Genomic DNA, 16,105 nt, shown 5'->3' on the forward strand with positions numbered 1-16,105 from the left:
CTTGCAGACTGAACACCAACTCGCACCGCGAACCCATGAATCAAAAGATCGCAGCCAGCGCCTACTGCCTAGCGCACTTGTGCGTATTCGTGACCGCACGCCAGGCAATGGCTCAACCACTCACCCAAAAACACATTGAGCTGGGCTTTTTCATCCGGCTGGTGCATGGCGTCGTTGGGGTAAGGATAGATGCTGCGAAAGCGGCGCGCGTGTTCGGCACCAATCACTTCGGCCATGCGAGCGTCGTGGTACACCTGCACCTGCAACTCAGGCACCGGCAGCCACGGCAAGCTATGTTCCTGGCGCACGCGCAACGTGCTGGTATACGGGCATTCGAGCATCACTTCGAGGGTCAGCACCCCGAGCATTTGATCCCCCTGGGTCACGGCGATCCGCCGCACGTCCGGCTGCTCGCGCATGTCGGGTAGCAAACGCATCAGGCGCGCATAGTTGGCTTCGCAGGCAGCCTGCAAGCCAATCAAGTCGACCCGATAACGGTCACGCCCCCCATTTACGACCATCGCCCCCTCACCTCCGCGCGATTAAGCGCCAGCCATTGCAAGGCAATAATGCTCGCCGCATTGGAAATCCGTCCATCTCGTACAGCTTGTAGCGCCTCTTCGTACGCCCAAACTGTTACGCGGATATCTTCTGCCTCTTCTTCAAGCCCATGCAAGCCACCCACGCCTTCAGTGCTGCAACGCCCCAAAAACAGATGCACAAACTCAGTACTGCCGCCCGGTGACGGGAAGTAGCGGGTAATGGGCCATAACGAGGAGAAGGTCACCCCGGCTTCTTCTTCGCCTTCGCGGTGGGCCACCTCTTGCGGGTCAACCTCACCTTCCTTGTCGATCAGCCCGGCCACCAGTTCGATCAGCCACGGGGTATCGGTCTTGCCCATCGCGCCGACCCGGAACTGCTCGATCAGCACCACTTCATCACGTTGCGGGTCGTAGGGCAGTACACACACGGCATCATGGCGCACAAACACTTCGCGACTGATCTCACGGCTCATGCCACCGGCAAACAGTTCGTGGCGCAGGTGCACGCGATCCAGTTGATAAAAATCTTTAAAACACTGTTCGCGCTTTACGATCTCGACTGTGCTGGGCGTGGCCCGGGTGATATCCGTCATGTAAAACCTCTTGCTGGCAAATACTCGCCGGGGTGGCCCACGGCATCGCGCATCCTAACGCGCCGGCGCGCTGCGATGCAGCCTCTTTTCTGACACGGGGATAGACGGATCACCTGCAAACCAACTCTAATTGACACTATTGAGCTTAGTGGCGAACTGATGCCTTTGTGGGCAGTCAAACCACCATAATTTTTGCTTTTGTTTTGTTGATGAAGGACGACCATGTCGCTTTTAAAGATTGCCTCCATGACCTGCATCGCCCTGACCCTGGGCGCCTGCCAAAGCGTGTTTCAAGCGTCTGCGCCAAAGCCGCTGGCCATTACGCCCGATGCATCGGAGCAGCTCAAGGCCGGTTGCAAAGGCCAGGACTGCCCGCTGGTCAACATTGACACTGTGCATTTTGCAGACGAACCAAAGCTGGACGCGCTGATTGAAGCTCGCCTGCTGAAAATGACCGTCAACTCGCCGCAAGATAAAGTGGCGCCGTCGCTCAATGCTTACCGCGAACAGTTTTTACGCACCGCGCAAAGCCGCTACAGCAGCTACTTGCAGGCCAAGGTACGTGAGCAGCATGACGGCCTGGTGATTGTCGAACTGTCGAGCTACCTGGACACCGGCGGCGCGCATGGCATGCCGGGGCGCGGGTTTATCAACTATTCGCGCAAAGACCAAAAAGAAGTGACCTTGCAGGACATGTTGGTGCCAGGCCAGGAAAAGGCGTTTTGGGCCGCAGGCAAAGTGGCGCACAACAACTGGTTAATCAGCACCCGCTTTGGCAATGACCCGGAATTCGTGAAGACCTGGCCGTTCCAGCAAACCCCGCACGTAGCCCTGCTCAAAGACAACGTGGTGTTGAAATACGACGTGTACAGCATTGCGCCGTACTCCGAAGGCCATGTTGAACTAAAGATCCCTTATTCGCGTTTGAACGGGATTCTTAAACCAGAGTGGTTCCCAGCTTAGGGTCAATAAACACCGCCCCAAGCCTCTCCCGCCGGGAGAGGCTTGGGGTGAGGGCCTTTAGCGGTGACGGCCCATTGCCCACTGCAATGCACCCGCCACAACCAATGCGGGCAAGGTCGCGCCCACGTCCGGGCACACAGTGGCCAGCAGGTGATACAGGCTCACACCCCCCAACCACGCCAATAACGCCGCCCGGCGAAACAAGGCCGGGGCCACCTGCGCACTGCGCTTGCGCAAGATGAAGTGATCCACCAACACCACGCCAAACAATGGTGCAAACACCGAGCCGATCAGCAACAAAAAGTTCTGGTACTGCGCCAGTGGCGCAAAACAGGCGATCAAGGTGCAGATCACCCCGATGGTCAACGCTAAATGTTCGACCTTCAATTTGAGCAAGATCCCGCCCGAAACCGCTGCCGAGTGGATATCAGCGAACGCGTTTTCAGACTCATCAAGCAAAATCAGCAGCAACGGAATGCCCAGCCCTGCCCCGGCCAGCGCCAACAGGAGTGCATTGACTTCACCGCTCGGAGCAAACGCCAGGGTGTAGGCCACGCCCAAGCTCATCAACCAGACGTTGCCAATGAAGAACCCCAATGCAGTGCCAGCAAACACTTTTTTTGCGCGTGAACCAAAGCGCGAGTAATCGGCAATCAAAGGCAGCCAGGACAGCGGCATCGCAATGGCGATGTCAAAACCCACGGCAAAGGGCAGCGAACCATCGCCCTTCTGCGCCCATAACGCAGGCAGGTCGGCTTTGGCGAACAGGTTCCAGGTCAGCCACACACAAGCTGCCAACAGCAACCAAATCCCCCACTTGCGCAGCACTTTGCGCACAAACGTCAGCGGCCCGCTCACCGCCAGCAACGTCGCCAACGCACCGAACAACAGCGTCCACAACAGCGGGTTACTCAATAAGCTGCCTTCGCTGAACGCGCGGGCGCCGAGCAAACTGGCCGCGTCGCGCATTACGATGATTTCAAATGAGCCCCAGCCAATCAGTTGCAACACGTTGAGCAGAGCCGCAAGCATCGCACCACGGCTGCCGAGGCTGAGCTTGAGCGCCGCCATGGACGACAGGCCGGTGTCGCTGCCAATCACCCCGACCGATGCCAACAGCGCCACGCCCACCAGCGTGCCGAGCACAATCGCCAGCAACGCGCCTGACAAACCCAAGCCCGGTGCCAGCAGCGCACCGGTCTGCAACACCATCAGGCCAATACCGAGCGAAAACCACAGTGAAAACAGGTCGCGGGTGCCGAAAACGCGCTTATCCAAAGGCACCGCCACGTCAGGGGAATACAGGCCGGGTGTGTTCAAGGGATGAATCTCAAAAAGAAGGATAAAGCCCGGTGTAGCCGCTGGCGCAGGCTGCGTCCAGCGGCTACGGGAGAGGTGCGCCAGATGGACTGGCGCGGTTTACATCAGACTTTTTTGTACAGTTGGCTGCCTTCCTGCTTGAAGCGCTCGGCCTGTTCGGCAAGGCCTTTGGCAACATCGACGTCAATGGCGTCGATACGTTGGTTGGCGGCGTAGATGCGCACTTCCTGGGTGATTTTCATCGAGCAGAATTTCGGCCCGCACATGGAGCAGAAATGCGCGACTTTGGCCGAGTCCTTAGGCAGGGTTTCGTCGTGGTAAGAGCGCGCAGTGTCCGGGTCCAGGCCAAGGTTGAACTGGTCTTCCCAGCGGAATTCAAACCGCGCCTTGCTCAACGCGTTGTCGCGGATTTGCGCACCCGGATGGCCTTTGGCCAAGTCCGCAGCATGGGCCGCGATCTTGTAGGTGATGATCCCGGTCTTCACGTCATCCTTGTTCGGCAAGCCCAAGTGTTCTTTAGGCGTGACATAACAAAGCATGGCGCAACCAAACCAGCCGATCATCGCCGCACCAATGCCCGAGGTGATGTGGTCGTAACCCGGCGCAATGTCCGTGGTCAGCGGGCCAAGGGTGTAGAACGGCGCTTCGTCGCAGCACTCCAGCTGCTTGTCCATGTTCTCTTTGATCAACTGCATCGGCACATGGCCCGGGCCTTCGATCATGCACTGCACGTCGTGCTTCCAGGCGATCTTGGTCAACTCGCCCAGGGTTTCCAGCTCACCGAACTGCGCAGCATCGTTGGCGTCGGCAATCGAACCCGGACGCAAGCCGTCACCCAGCGAGAAGCTGACATCGTAGGCTTTCATGATTTCGCAGATGTCTTCGAAGTGGGTGTAGAGGAAGTTCTCTTTGTGGTGCGCCAGGCACCACTTGGCCATGATCGAGCCACCCCGGGACACGATGCCGGTCACCCGCTTGGCGGTCAGCGGCACGTAACGCAGCAACACACCGGCGTGGATGGTGAAGTAGTCGACGCCCTGCTCGGCCTGTTCGATCAAGGTGTCGCGAAACAGCTCCCAGGTCAGGTCTTCGGCCACACCGTTGACCTTCTCCAGCGCCTGATAAATCGGCACGGTGCCGATCGGCACGGGTGAGTTGCGGATGATCCACTCGCGGGTTTCGTGAATGTGCTTGCCGGTGGACAAGTCCATGACCGTGTCCGAGCCCCAGCGAATGCCCCACGTCAGCTTGGCCACTTCTTCTTCAATGGACGAACCCAGCGCGCTGTTGCCGATGTTGCCGTTGATCTTCACCAAAAAATTACGACCGATGATCATCGGCTCCAGCTCAACGTGGTTGATGTTGGCGGGGATGATGGCGCGACCGCGGGCGATTTCATCGCGGACAAATTCGGGGGTAATTTCCTTGGGGATGTTGGCGCCGAAGCTGTGACCGGCGTGTTGCTGGTCGAGCAAGCCCGCCGCCCGCGCCTCTTGCAGCTTCATGTTTTCGCGGATGGCGACGTATTCCATCTCGGCGGTAATGATGCCCTGACGCGCATAGTGCATTTGGCTGACATTGACACCGGCCTTGGCCCGACGCGGATTTTTGACGTGGGCAAAACGCAGCTTGGTCAGTTCAACGTCGTCGAGGCGCATTTGCCCGAAGTTCGAGCTCAGGCCCGGCAGGCGTTCGGTGTCCGCCCGGTCATTGATCCATGCCGAACGCACGTCGCCCAACCCTTTGCGCACGTCAATCTGCACAGACGGGTCGGTATACGGGCCAGAGGTGTCGTAGATCAATACCGGGGCGTTGATTTCGCCGCCAAAATCAGTGGGTGTCACATCCAGGCTGACTTCACGCATCGGCACTAGAATGTCGGGGCGCGAGCCCTGTACGTAGACTTTTTGCGAGCGGGTAAACGGCTTGACCGACTGCTCATCGACTTTTGCCGAGTCACTGAGATTGATCGCGTTTTTTGGTTTTGTACTCATCACGGCTCTCCAGACTGCATCCAGGCGGATTGTCGGAGGGAGAACCTGAAAAATGTACGGGTGCACCCAAGGACTGGGTGCTGAGTGACGACCTCGAAGGATTGCTCATTTTTTGAACAATCGATCCCGGACGGCACTCAAGAGGACTCGCCGGGTGACGAGAAATCTTGTTCCCTACGCAGGCGTTAACCTGATCAGGTTCAACGGGATCCGAAATTATTCGATCTCAGCCTCATAGCAAGGCACCCCGACAAGAACCCGGCCAGTCTAGACAAGAGTGACCCTGAACGCCAACCCCTGATTTTTTAACGTTACGTAAAGACGTACTAAGAGCATTGTTGCAAGGTGTCACGGCTACTACACTCGCTACGTCTTGAAACCACGAGTCGGACTCGGGGGTTCATTTTCCGCATTCTTGAACTAGGGATCGCTCATGCTGCGCAAACTCTCACTGGCTGTCGCCGTGTCTTGGGCAACCAGCGCAATGGCGCTGGAGACAACGGCCCCGTTGGCCAGCCAAAATGGCCTGGTCAGCGTGTATCACGAAGCCGTTGATAACAACGCCGACCTGGCGGCGGCACGCGCCAACTACGCAGCACAAAAAGAAGTCGTGCCGCAGGCCCGCGCCGGTTTGCTGCCTAATCTGTCGGGCGGTGCCGAGTCGAGCAGTGTGCGCACCTCCATCGACCAGCCTTCGCTGACCACCACCCGCAGTGCCGTGGTGTATCAGGCGACCCTGGCCCAACCGATCTTCCGCATTGACCGCTGGTTCCAGCTCAAAGCCGCCGAGTCGGTCAACGAACAGGCAGCGCTGCAACTGTCGGCCACCGAGCAAAACCTGATTTTGCAAACCGCCGAGTCCTACTTCTCGGTACTGCGCGCCCAAGACACGCTGGCCGCAACCAAGGCTGAAGAAGCCGCGTTCAAGCGCCAGCTCGACCAGTCCCGTGAGCGCTTTGACGTGGGTCTGTCAGACAAGACCGATGTGCTGCAATCCCAGGCCAGCTACGACACCTCGCGTGCCAACCGGATTGTGGCCCAGCGCCAGGTCGATGACGCCTTTGAGGCGCTGATCACCCTGACCAACCGCCAGTACAACTCGATTGAAGGCATGCGCCACACGCTGCCGATCCTGCCGCCTTCACCCAACAACGCGAAAATCTGGGTTGAAACCGCAGCCCAGCAAAACTTGAATTTGCTGGCCAGCAATTTCGCCGTGGATGCCGCGCAAGAAACCCTCAAGCAACGCAAGGCCGGCCACGCGCCGACCCTCGATGCCGTGGCGCAGTACAAAACCGGCGACAACGACGGTTTTGGCCTGAGCAACCCCAATGCCTTGCAGCAGCGCTACAGCGGGGACGTCTCGCAACGCAGCATTGGCATTCAGTTGAACATTCCGATCTACAGCGGCGGGCTGACCAGCTCGCAGGTACGTGAGTCGTACTCGCGGCTCGATCAAACCGAGCAACAGCGCGAAGGCCTGCGCCGCCAGGTGGTCGAAAACACCCGCAATCTGCACCGCGCAGTGAACACCGACGTTGAGCAGGTACAAGCGCGCAAGCAGTCGATCATCTCCAACCAGAGCGCGCTGGAAGCCACAGAAATCGGCTATCAGGTGGGCACGCGCAACATCGTTGACGTGCTGGACGCCCAGCGCCAGCTGTACAACTCCGTGCGCGATTACAACAACACCCGCTACGACTACATCCTCGACAACCTGCGCCTCAAGCAAGTGGCTGGCACGCTGAACCCCGGCGATCTGGACGCGTTGTCGCGCTATTTGAAAGCTGACTACAACCCTGACAAAGACTTTCTGCCGCCTGACCTGGCACAGGCCGCAGAAGCCAACATGCGCTCCCCCGGTAATTGATGGTCGAGTATCACGGGCGCTAAACCTGTCGTCGTTGAGGCATCACACGAGGCTGAAATCCGCGACATCAGGGGGTGGTATATACCAATACCACCCGTCCTTGAGAGTTCCAGAGGTAAATACGACACCGGTCGTGTGACCTCCATGAATTCAATACAGGTACGCCCATGCCATCACCTTCTATTGCGATACCCGTCGCGCCCACCGCCACCGCAGTGAAGGCACAATTCGCTGCTGCCCCCTCGCTTGAATCGATTACCCGCCAGATGCTTGCGCAGGCCATTGCTCAAACCTGCCCGACATTGAAAATCGACCTCACCCGCACCCAACTGGCCGTGCCCATGCCAAACGGGGGCTGGGAGTTGCAACCGTTCATGCAACGGGTCATGGACTACCTGGGCAGTGGCACTGCGCTGGATTTGAGCCCTGTCAATGCGCAGCCCTATTACCTCAGCGATGACGCGCCGAACAGGCTCAAGCCCGATCAAGGCGAGCTGGACATGCAAGACATCGAAAAGGCCGTCAAGGAACTGACCTGGCGCCTGCCTATTGGTTTGCAAAACGCATTGAACGACTTCTGGGCGGCGCCCTCGCACGCAACAGGCATCAGCCGCTGGCAGTGGCTCAGTGACACCCTCAAGGACACACTGAGCATCAGCGTGCTGAAGCAAACAAACTTGTCCAACAACGCACGGGATGCCATCAACCAAGTGATCCTGTTCCCAGTCTCCGAAGACCGCACACGCCAATACGGGGAGCGGGCTACACGGGCCTACTGGCTGAAGACCAGCTTGATCAACAACAGCACCCGACGCTCAGCGCTAAGCCCCAGCGTTGTATTGGAGAGCGCCAATCAGGCGCTGATATTCAGAGTTGACGGCAACATCAGTGCTTACCCGTCGCTGGACGAGCTGGGCAAGGCATGGAGCCGCCGAATTAACCGGCTTTATACCGCCGATGAAATCCATATCACGCGGTTCGAACTGGATGGCAATGTATTCGACGTTCAGGCCGCTGCCATCCAGAACCGTCAATCAGAAAAACTGGGAGCACTCACACTGCCCACGACTGTGGGCTGGCAGGGGTTGCAAGCCGTTTTTGACGACATCACTGACACCTCGCTGTTCTTTGCCAATGCGCCAACTGCCGACCTCTACACCCTCAATACGCTAAAACAGCAGCTTCCCGACTGGCTGGTGCAAGCCAGCCCCGCGACTCAGGCCCTCTATCGCCAATACAGCGTGGCGTGGGCTCGCGCCAAAAAAAACAGCAGGGGGCAAACTTACCTCAACAACATTGCCGATATCCGTACCTATGCAGCGCAGGTGTTGCATCAACAGATGGTGCGTGACCAGATCACATTCGAGCCGAGCCCCTCTGCCCGCGCGCCCGAAAGCATGCTCGACCCCAACGACATTGAGTTGACGTTCCTCATTGCAACCGGCCTGCCAGATACCGTCGGCATCGTAGAACGCATCACCATGACCCTGACCGAGCTGTCACTGAAAAATCTGATTGGCCGTCCCAAGGGGGTCTTGACGCTGCGCCATCGCCTTGGGGTTTCGTTGCCCGAGTGGCTCACACCCGCTTACATCACACACCGCGAGGGTTTGATTGAGCAGGTCAACATCGGCCAGGCCTACCCCCAACAGCTGGAAAACCTGTTATTGAGCGACACCCCCGAGGCCAAGGTGCGTGAACAGCTTTTTGCCGAACAGTTACGCGTGCAATTACCGCTGCAAGCACTGGAACATAGCCTCAAAAAAGAACACGCCATTACACCGCTCGGTGCCCGTTATGTCGCGGCACTGATGGAACCCGGCACCACCGAACGTCAACTTGAAGGGCTGCCGATCGTCATTCGACGTCTGGCACTGGTACGCAAACCCGAGGCGCTGCCCGATATCGTCAACAACATGTACATCATTGAACCCAGTGACGTGGAGAAGGGACCGCACCTGTTGTATCGGCCGTTTTATACCCAGTCGCTGCTTGAGTTCCCCACACGTTCCGCCCTGCTGGACGCCATCGCCCAGCCTGGGGATCTGCAAAACAGCGTGCTGACTTGGCTAAACGATATTGCCCGGCCCATCTATGACAACGGCGGATTCACCCAACCGCACTACGTGCGATTTGGATTGGGCAGTGAATTTGATCCACTCGAAGTCCCTGCGCCAGCCCGTCTTGCAACCAACGGCATCAGTAACGAGCTGCTGCAATTTATGAATAATGACCAGTTGACGCTCTACCTGTATGGCTGCAACGCCAGGGCATTGGTCGATCAGGCGAGCGCCGAATCGGTGTCCAACCGTGAAAGCCGTTGGCAGGCGCTGTTTGAAGGTGGCAACCTGATTTTCAATAGCTTGCTGCTACTCCCCGGTTTGCCTCGCCCGCTCATGCTGGCAGGGTGGTTTCTGAGCGTAGCGAGTGCCGCCCGCCAGGACATACCGGCACTCGCCAGCGACGACGCCACCGAACGGGAACTGGCCGCGGCCGATGTGTTACTCAATGTGGGGATGCTGCTGTTTCACCTCAATCCGGTGGCCGCACCGCAACGCGCTCGGGGGATCGGTGCCCTCAGCAAAAAAACCCTGCGCCCGTTTGCGCCCTCGCCCATCGCCGAACTGTGGCCTGAACCGCCCTTCCCAAAAGTACTGGAGGGCATTGTTGCCCTGCCGGGCGACTTCCCCAATACAGAAAGTACAGCCCTGGACTTCAGTTTTGCCAGCGCCCGCAATCGCCTCACGCCCAGCCAACGCGAGCGTTTGCAGCTGTACAGCGTCCCAGCACCCGATCCGCTGCCTGTACCGCAATCAAGCGGGCCACACAAAGGGCTCTATCTGTTTCAAAACAAATGGCATGTGTTGCTCGATCAGCAGCTGTACGCCATTGCGCTAAATACAGACGGGACGGCCACCATCTTGTCGCCATCGGACTCGGCTCACCCTGGCCCTAACGTGAAGGTCAACGATGAAGGTCAGTGGTCGCTTGACCTGCGTTTGCGCTTGCAAGGCGGCATGGGACCCAAGCGAATTGCCGCCTTCCAACAGAAAAAAGCCGCCCGCATGGCCCAACTGGAAACCGAACTCCAAGCGACGTTCCAGCAAGAAGAACCTCTGCATCGAACGGTCGAAATCATTCAATCCGCCCTGCAAGCGGCCAGAGCGGATCAGCATTTTGCACTTGAAAAACTTGCGACCCTGAATGATCGGTTCAACGGCGCATTAAAAAACCAGTTCGACATTTATCAGCAACTGCTGGACAGCCAAAAAGAACGCACCGAGCTGGGCATCCCCCTGAGTGCAAGGATTGTGCTCTCTCTGCTAGAAAAGATTTTCGATAACAAAAATAAGGCCCTGGCCAATGGCCTTTATGAGCAACGCTTTTTAGTCAAAAAATGGCCGACATTCACCACACCCAGCCCCGAGTTAGAGCCGGCCAGTGAAGCGGACCCTGAAGGCTTTATGCAGTACATGAGGGAGCAGGTGGAGTTCAACACGCGCAGTATCCAGCACCTGGAACGCAGGAACAGTGCACTGGAGCAACTGTCCACCCTCAGCGAAGCAGGTGCCGAAGTTGCTAACGGTTTGGCATCAGGACTTTCCCCGAATGAACACACACCCCTGACCCTCAGAAGCTTCCAAATGAGCTGCCTGAAACTGGCCAGCACAAAAGTGATGGCCACACGCCTGGTCGAGAGAGGTCTGGATGAGGCGATCGACCCGCTTCAGGTGCATTTACGCACCCACGGCGAGCTGAACAGCTTTGAGTTCCCTCCCAGTAAACGCCTTGAGGTGCTGGACAGTCTGGTCAGCCAGTACGGCCAGGCACTGGACGCGTTGCAGGGCATCAGCCTGGTACACGCCGAGGAACTTGAGCCGGCGTACTTCGAACAATTGCGACAGTTACTGAACGAGCTGTATCAGGATGTCGTTGCGCAGTTGGCGGGCGAGATCAAACCCACGTCCGCACCGCGCAAAAGCTCACGCAAACGCACCCCTTCGGCGTCCGGAAAGCCGCAGAAAAAAGTGATCAATACCCGCGAAAAGGGCCCGTTGATTGGTGACCTCAAGCCTGCCGGAGCCGAATGGCCGATAGAGGTCATAGAAATTCGCTCTGCCTACGACAACCAGTTGCTGTCCACGTATTCACAACAGGGCGAAGAATGGGTCGAGATCGAAACCGTACGCGCCAAACCGACTGCGGCGACACGCGCTCTGAACGTCATCAAAGGCGACGCACGCAAGCTCTACGCCATGTTCGAAATGCAGCTATACAAGGCCAGGCAATACAAGGCCCAGTGCAAACACCCCGTAGAGATCGAAGAGCTGTTCAACCTTGAAGCCTCCAGACTCGACACCTTGGCCACCGAGCTGCACCACGCCTACCAGGCCCAGCCCCATTCGGCACAACTGCCAGGCGATCAGACCCTCATCGACGATATGCGACTGGCCGCTAAAACCTTCACCCATGAAGGCAAGACGCTGCGTATCGAATTAAGCCTGCAATTAGCGCCCACCCACGGCAACCTGCAATACCTGCTGGATCAAGGCCATGTACAGATCGCCAGGCTGGGCGAGCGCCTGGCGTTACAGGGCGAGCGCCGTGACTTCATTCAGGAATACACGGTCAACGACAAGAAAGGCTTTGCTCTGTGGTATGCGCACTTTCATTACGCCGAGACCACAGACCCCAAGCAGAGCTACACCGTGGCCCACTTGAAAACCAAAGCACAACGCAAGCAGAGCTACTACTCACAACTGGCTAACGCACAAAGCGGGCATGCCATTGTTAACGTGCATCGAGGCCAGATCGGCAAGCTGCTGGCAGAGCGCTGGTTTCTGCCTTTGGCGCCCTGAACAGGTCAAGTTTTGAACGGCCCCAAAAGGCCAGGCGAGCCATGAATCATCGAGGCAGCCTGGCCTTTGGAACAGATCAATGAAGCAGTCGGGCCAATCCGGCCAGTAAACGCTGCAAGGCTCCCTGATTGGCCTGCATCACCTTCAGGCCAGCCTCAGCCATGCGTTGCGCGTCTTGTGGCAACTCAAACAAACGCTGCACTGCCACGGCTAAACCGGGCGCATCGTCGACTTCTTCCAACGCGCCAGCCTCACGCAACAGGGCGGCGATTTCCAGGAAGTTGAACAAGTGAGGCCCGCTCAATACCGGCTTGCCCAACGCCGCAGGCTCCAACACATTGTGCCCGCCGTTGGGCACCAGGCTGCCGCCCACGAAGGCGCTGTCTGCCACCGCATACAAAAACAGCAGCTCGCCCATGGTGTCACCCAGCAGTACCTGAGTTTGAGCGCTGACGGGCGTGTGTTGCGAACGACGCACCGTCACAAAGCCTTCACGCTGGCACAACTCAAATACGCTGTTGAAGCGCTCAGGGTGACGCGGCACCAGCATCAGCAAGGCATTCGGATAATGGGCGAGCAATTGCCGATGCGCCGCCAGAACGATTTCGTCTTCCCCTTCATGGGTGCTGGCCGCGATCCATACCGGGCGCTCTTGCGCCTGCCATTGCTCGCGCAGCTCGCGGGCCTTGACCCACAGTTGAGGATCAATGCTCAGGTCGAACTTGATCGAACCCGTGACCTCTACGCACTCAGGTCGTGCGCCTAACTGGCGAAAACGCTCGGCTTCGGTTTGAGTCTGCACGGCGATCAGGCTCATCGCTTCCAGCATCGGCCGTGTCAGGCGGGCAAAACGCGCATAACCTTTGGCCGAACGGGCCGACAGGCGCGCATTGGCCAGCGCTACCGGGATCCCGCGCTTGGCACATTGGTGGATAAGGTTGGGCCACAGCTCGGTTTCCATGATGACGCCGAGCCTGGGCTTGATCCGGTCCAGAAAACGCGCGGCCGCCCACGGTAAATCGTAAGGCAGGTAGCAATGTTGAATGCGCGGTTCATCGGCAAACAGGGCTTGAATACGCTCTGAACCTGTCGGCGTCATGCACGTCACCGTAATGGGCAACTGTGGATAACGCGTGAGCAGCGCCCGAATCATCGGCGCAGCGGCAATGCTTTCACCCACGGACACCGCGTGTACCCAAATCCCGCCCGGCTGCATCGGGGGCAGGTTCAAGGCAAAGCGTTCGCCTATTCGCCTGGCGTACGCAGGCGCCTTGCGCGCTCGCAGCCACAACCGAATCGCCACCAGTGGTAGCCCCAGATGAAACAACAAGGTGTACAGAGTTCTATTCATGGGCGCGGAGTTTACTTGAAAACGACACGCACAATGATGGCACCGAACACGACCATCGCCCGGCGAAATAAAAAACGGCTACACACTTTTACAACCTCTAGAATGCCTTGCTGTTAAATTGCCTCGCCTCATATTCAGGACCTCATCATGAACGCTTACTACTACTTGGCTATCGCCATTTGTGCCGAAGTGATTGCCACCGTATCGATGAAAGCGATCAAGGGTTTGAGCACCCCCCTGCCACTTGTCCTCGTGATTGCCGGTTACGCCACCGCCTTCTGGATGCTGACACTGGTGGTGCGCACCATTCCCGTAGGCGTTGCCTACGCAGTGTGGGCCGGTATGGGGATTGTGATGGTGAGCATCGCCGCCTTATTCATCTACGGCCAGAAACTCGATGTACCCGCCATCTTGGGCATGGGTTTGATCGTGCTGGGCGTGGTGGTCATTCAGTTGTTCTCCAAAACCGCCGGCCACTGAAACACGCCACCTCCTGGAACAACCGCCTGAGGAGCGCAGCCTCGCGCAGCACAGATCAAGCTGCGACAGGGAAAAGGCCAGGTTGAGGATCAGGCTGTATACTCCCGGCCTTGTCTTTGAACGCTGAGGTCGCCCATGCCATCTGTTATTTCCACCGACGTGCTGATTGTCGGCGCGGGTATTGCCGGCCTCTGGCTCAATGCACGCCTGCGTGCCCAAGGGTTTTCGACCCTGGTGGTCGAGCGCGAAAGCCTGGGCGGCGGCCAAAGTGTGAAATCTCAAGGGATCATTCACGGCGGCGCCAAATATGCGTTGCACGGCGCGCTGACCGGCGCATCCGAAGCCATTGCCGACATGCCGCGTCGCTGGCGCGAAGCCCTGGCCGGTGACGGCGAGCTGGACTTGAGCGGCGTACGCATTCTTTCCCAAGCCCACTATCTGTGGTCACCGGGCACGCTGGCTGGCAACCTCACCAGTTTTTTTGCCAGCAAAGCCGTGCGCGGCCGCGTGGATCAGGTCAAGGGCGATCAATTACCGCCTGCGCTGCAAGACCCGCGTTTCAAGGGCAAGGTGTATCGACTGGCCGAACTGGTGGTCGACGTGCCGAGCCTGATCGAACGCCTGGCAACGTTGGCGGGCGATGGCCTGTTGGCCGGGCACGTCATCGAACCGCTGTTTGAGCACAACGAACTGGTGGGCCTGCGGGTCGACGGCCGCGAGATTCATGCGCAGCGCATTGTGTTCAGCGCTGGCGCCGGGAATGCCGAGTTGCTGGCGAGCGCCGGTATCAGCGTGCCCGCTCAACAGTTGCGACCCCTGCACATGGTGCTGGTCAAAGGGCCGACCCTGAAACCCTTGTACGCCCACTGCCTGGGGGGCGGCCCCAAGCCGCGCATCACCGTGACCACGCACCCGGCAGCCAATGGCGAGTGGGTGTGGTACTTGGGCGGTGACATTGCCGAAGCCGATGGCGTGGCCCGTGAACCTGACGAGCAGATCGCCGTGGCGCAAAAAGAGTTGGGCCATTTGCTGCCGTGGGTCGACCTGAGCCAGGCGCAATGGGCGACGTTACGGGTCAATCGCGCTGAGCCAGCCCAGTCAGGGCTGGTGCGCCCGGACAATGCATTCCTCGCCGACCAGGGCCGCCTGCTGGTGGGTTGGCCCACCAAGCTGGCGCTGGCACCTGACTTTTCGGATCGCGTGCTGCAAGCACTGGAACATGACGGCATCAAACCGGGCCAGACCCCTGCCCTGCCTGCTGATTTGCCGCGCCCTGCACTGTGTAAAACTGCGTGGGAGCAATTGCTGCCATGAGCCAGGCGACTTTGCACGACCTGCATCGCCCACTGGGCAGCACCGGTCTGTTCGTCTCCCCACTGGGGTTGGGCACCGTCAAGCTGGGCCGTGATCAAGGGGTGAAGTACCCCAGCGGCTTTCAGATCCCGGATGACGACGACGCGCGCAGGCTGCTCAAGCTGGCGCGCGATATGGGCATCAACCTGATCGACACCGCGCCCGCCTACGGGCGTAGTGAAGAACGCCTTGGCCCGCTGCTGCGCGGCCAACGTCAGGACTGGGTGATCGTCAGCAAAGTTGGCGAAGAGTTCGTCAACGGTGACTCAAGCCACGACTTCAGCGCGCTCCACACACGGCGCTCGGTCGAACGTAGCCTGCAACGTTTGGAAACGGATTTCATTGATCTGGTACTGGTGCATTCCGACGGCAATGACCTGGCGATTCTCAATGAATGTGAGGTTTACCAAACGTTGGCCGAGTTAAAGCGTGAAGGTAAGATTCGTGGTTTTGGCTTGTCGGGCAAAACCGTAGAAGGCGGCCTTAAAGCCCTGGAAACCGGCGACTGTGCGATGGTCACCTACAACCTCAACGAGCAGGCCGAAAAAACGGTGATCGACTACGCCGCCGCTCACGGCAAAGCGATTTTGGTCAAAAAAGCCTTGGCCAGTGGCCACGTCTGCTTAAGTCCGGGGGTGGACCCGGTGCGCGCCAGCTTCGAACTGGTGTTTGGCCATCACGGGGTTGCCAGTGCTATTGTCGGCACCATTAATCCTTTGCACTTGGCCCATAACGTGGCAACTGTTGCGCAGGTGCTGCGCAAATCCTGATGCCGCCGAC

General features: G+C 58.5%; 11 protein-coding genes and 1 riboswitch. Of the genes, 6 read left to right on the forward strand and 5 right to left on the reverse strand.

Annotated features, from left to right (window positions below; translation table 11 throughout):
• Window positions 1-68 precede the first annotated feature (68 nt).
• Both AP059_RS16570 and AP059_RS16575 read right to left on the reverse strand, forming a co-directional pair.
• On the reverse strand, window positions 69-521 hold the full coding sequence (locus tag AP059_RS16570; RefSeq protein ID WP_059763537.1) for a DUF1249 domain-containing protein: 453 nt from the start codon (window positions 519-521) through the stop codon (window positions 69-71).
• Window positions 512-1,135 carry an NUDIX domain-containing protein gene (locus AP059_RS16575; RefSeq protein WP_059763539.1) on the reverse strand — a complete coding sequence of 208 codons (624 nt, stop codon included), beginning with the start codon at window positions 1,133-1,135 and terminating at the stop codon, window positions 512-514. Before AP059_RS16575 ends, AP059_RS16570 begins: the two co-directional genes overlap by 10 nt.
• A 222-nt stretch (window positions 1,136-1,357) precedes the next feature.
• Here AP059_RS16575 and AP059_RS16580 point away from each other — a divergent pair, with 222 nt between their 5' ends.
• Window positions 1,358-2,098, forward strand: coding sequence for an RsiV family protein (locus tag AP059_RS16580; RefSeq protein WP_059763541.1), 741 nt, complete (start codon window positions 1,358-1,360; stop codon window positions 2,096-2,098).
• 57 nt (window positions 2,099-2,155) lie between these two features.
• Here the strand turns inward: AP059_RS16580 and cytX are convergent, their stop codons facing one another.
• Together cytX and thiC are read right to left on the reverse strand one after the other, a co-directional pair.
• A complete protein-coding gene (gene cytX, locus AP059_RS16585) occupies window positions 2,156-3,418 on the reverse strand; it encodes a putative hydroxymethylpyrimidine transporter CytX (protein ID WP_082706803.1) in 1,263 nt (420 codons plus the stop codon).
• Window positions 3,419-3,522: 104 nt separating this feature from the next.
• Window positions 3,523-5,412 carry a phosphomethylpyrimidine synthase ThiC gene (gene thiC / locus AP059_RS16590; RefSeq protein WP_048364468.1) on the reverse strand — a complete coding sequence of 630 codons (1,890 nt, stop codon included), beginning with the start codon at window positions 5,410-5,412 and terminating at the stop codon, window positions 3,523-3,525.
• A gap of 154 nt (window positions 5,413-5,566) precedes the next feature.
• A riboswitch (TPP riboswitch) is annotated at window positions 5,567-5,672 on the reverse strand.
• 173 nt (window positions 5,673-5,845) lie between these two features.
• Between thiC and AP059_RS16595 the strand changes: the two genes are divergently transcribed.
• Together AP059_RS16595 and AP059_RS16600 are read left to right on the forward strand one after the other, a co-directional pair.
• On the forward strand, window positions 5,846-7,282 hold the full coding sequence (locus AP059_RS16595; RefSeq protein ID WP_059763545.1) for a TolC family outer membrane protein: 1,437 nt from the start codon (window positions 5,846-5,848) through the stop codon (window positions 7,280-7,282).
• A gap of 167 nt (window positions 7,283-7,449) precedes the next feature.
• Complete coding sequence (locus tag AP059_RS16600; protein WP_059763547.1) at window positions 7,450-12,141, forward strand: dermonecrotic toxin domain-containing protein; 4,692 nt, start codon at window positions 7,450-7,452, stop codon at window positions 12,139-12,141.
• A gap of 76 nt (window positions 12,142-12,217) precedes the next feature.
• On the opposite strand, the gene waaA is transcribed toward AP059_RS16600, so the two are convergent.
• Entirely contained in the window at window positions 12,218-13,492 is a 1,275-nt protein-coding gene (gene waaA / locus AP059_RS16605; protein ID WP_059763549.1) for a lipid IV(A) 3-deoxy-D-manno-octulosonic acid transferase, read from the reverse strand.
• A gap of 147 nt (window positions 13,493-13,639) precedes the next feature.
• Between waaA and AP059_RS16610 the strand changes: the two genes are divergently transcribed.
• From AP059_RS16610 to AP059_RS16620, 3 genes are all read left to right on the forward strand, one after another.
• Complete coding sequence (locus AP059_RS16610; protein WP_048364471.1) at window positions 13,640-13,972, forward strand: DMT family transporter; 333 nt, start codon at window positions 13,640-13,642, stop codon at window positions 13,970-13,972.
• Window positions 13,973-14,107: 135 nt separating this feature from the next.
• Window positions 14,108-15,286 (forward strand): NAD(P)/FAD-dependent oxidoreductase, encoded by a 1,179-nt coding sequence (locus AP059_RS16615; protein WP_059763551.1) that lies wholly within the window; start codon window positions 14,108-14,110, stop codon window positions 15,284-15,286.
• Complete coding sequence (locus AP059_RS16620) at window positions 15,283-16,095, forward strand: aldo/keto reductase (RefSeq protein WP_059763553.1); 813 nt, start codon at window positions 15,283-15,285, stop codon at window positions 16,093-16,095. The genes AP059_RS16615 and AP059_RS16620 overlap by 4 nt, the downstream gene beginning before the upstream one ends.
• Window positions 16,096-16,105 lie beyond the last annotated feature (10 nt).

This window comes from Pseudomonas sp. TAA207, assembly GCF_001529285.1.
Classification (GTDB): Bacteria; Pseudomonadota; Gammaproteobacteria; order Pseudomonadales; family Pseudomonadaceae; genus Aquipseudomonas; species Aquipseudomonas weihenstephanensis.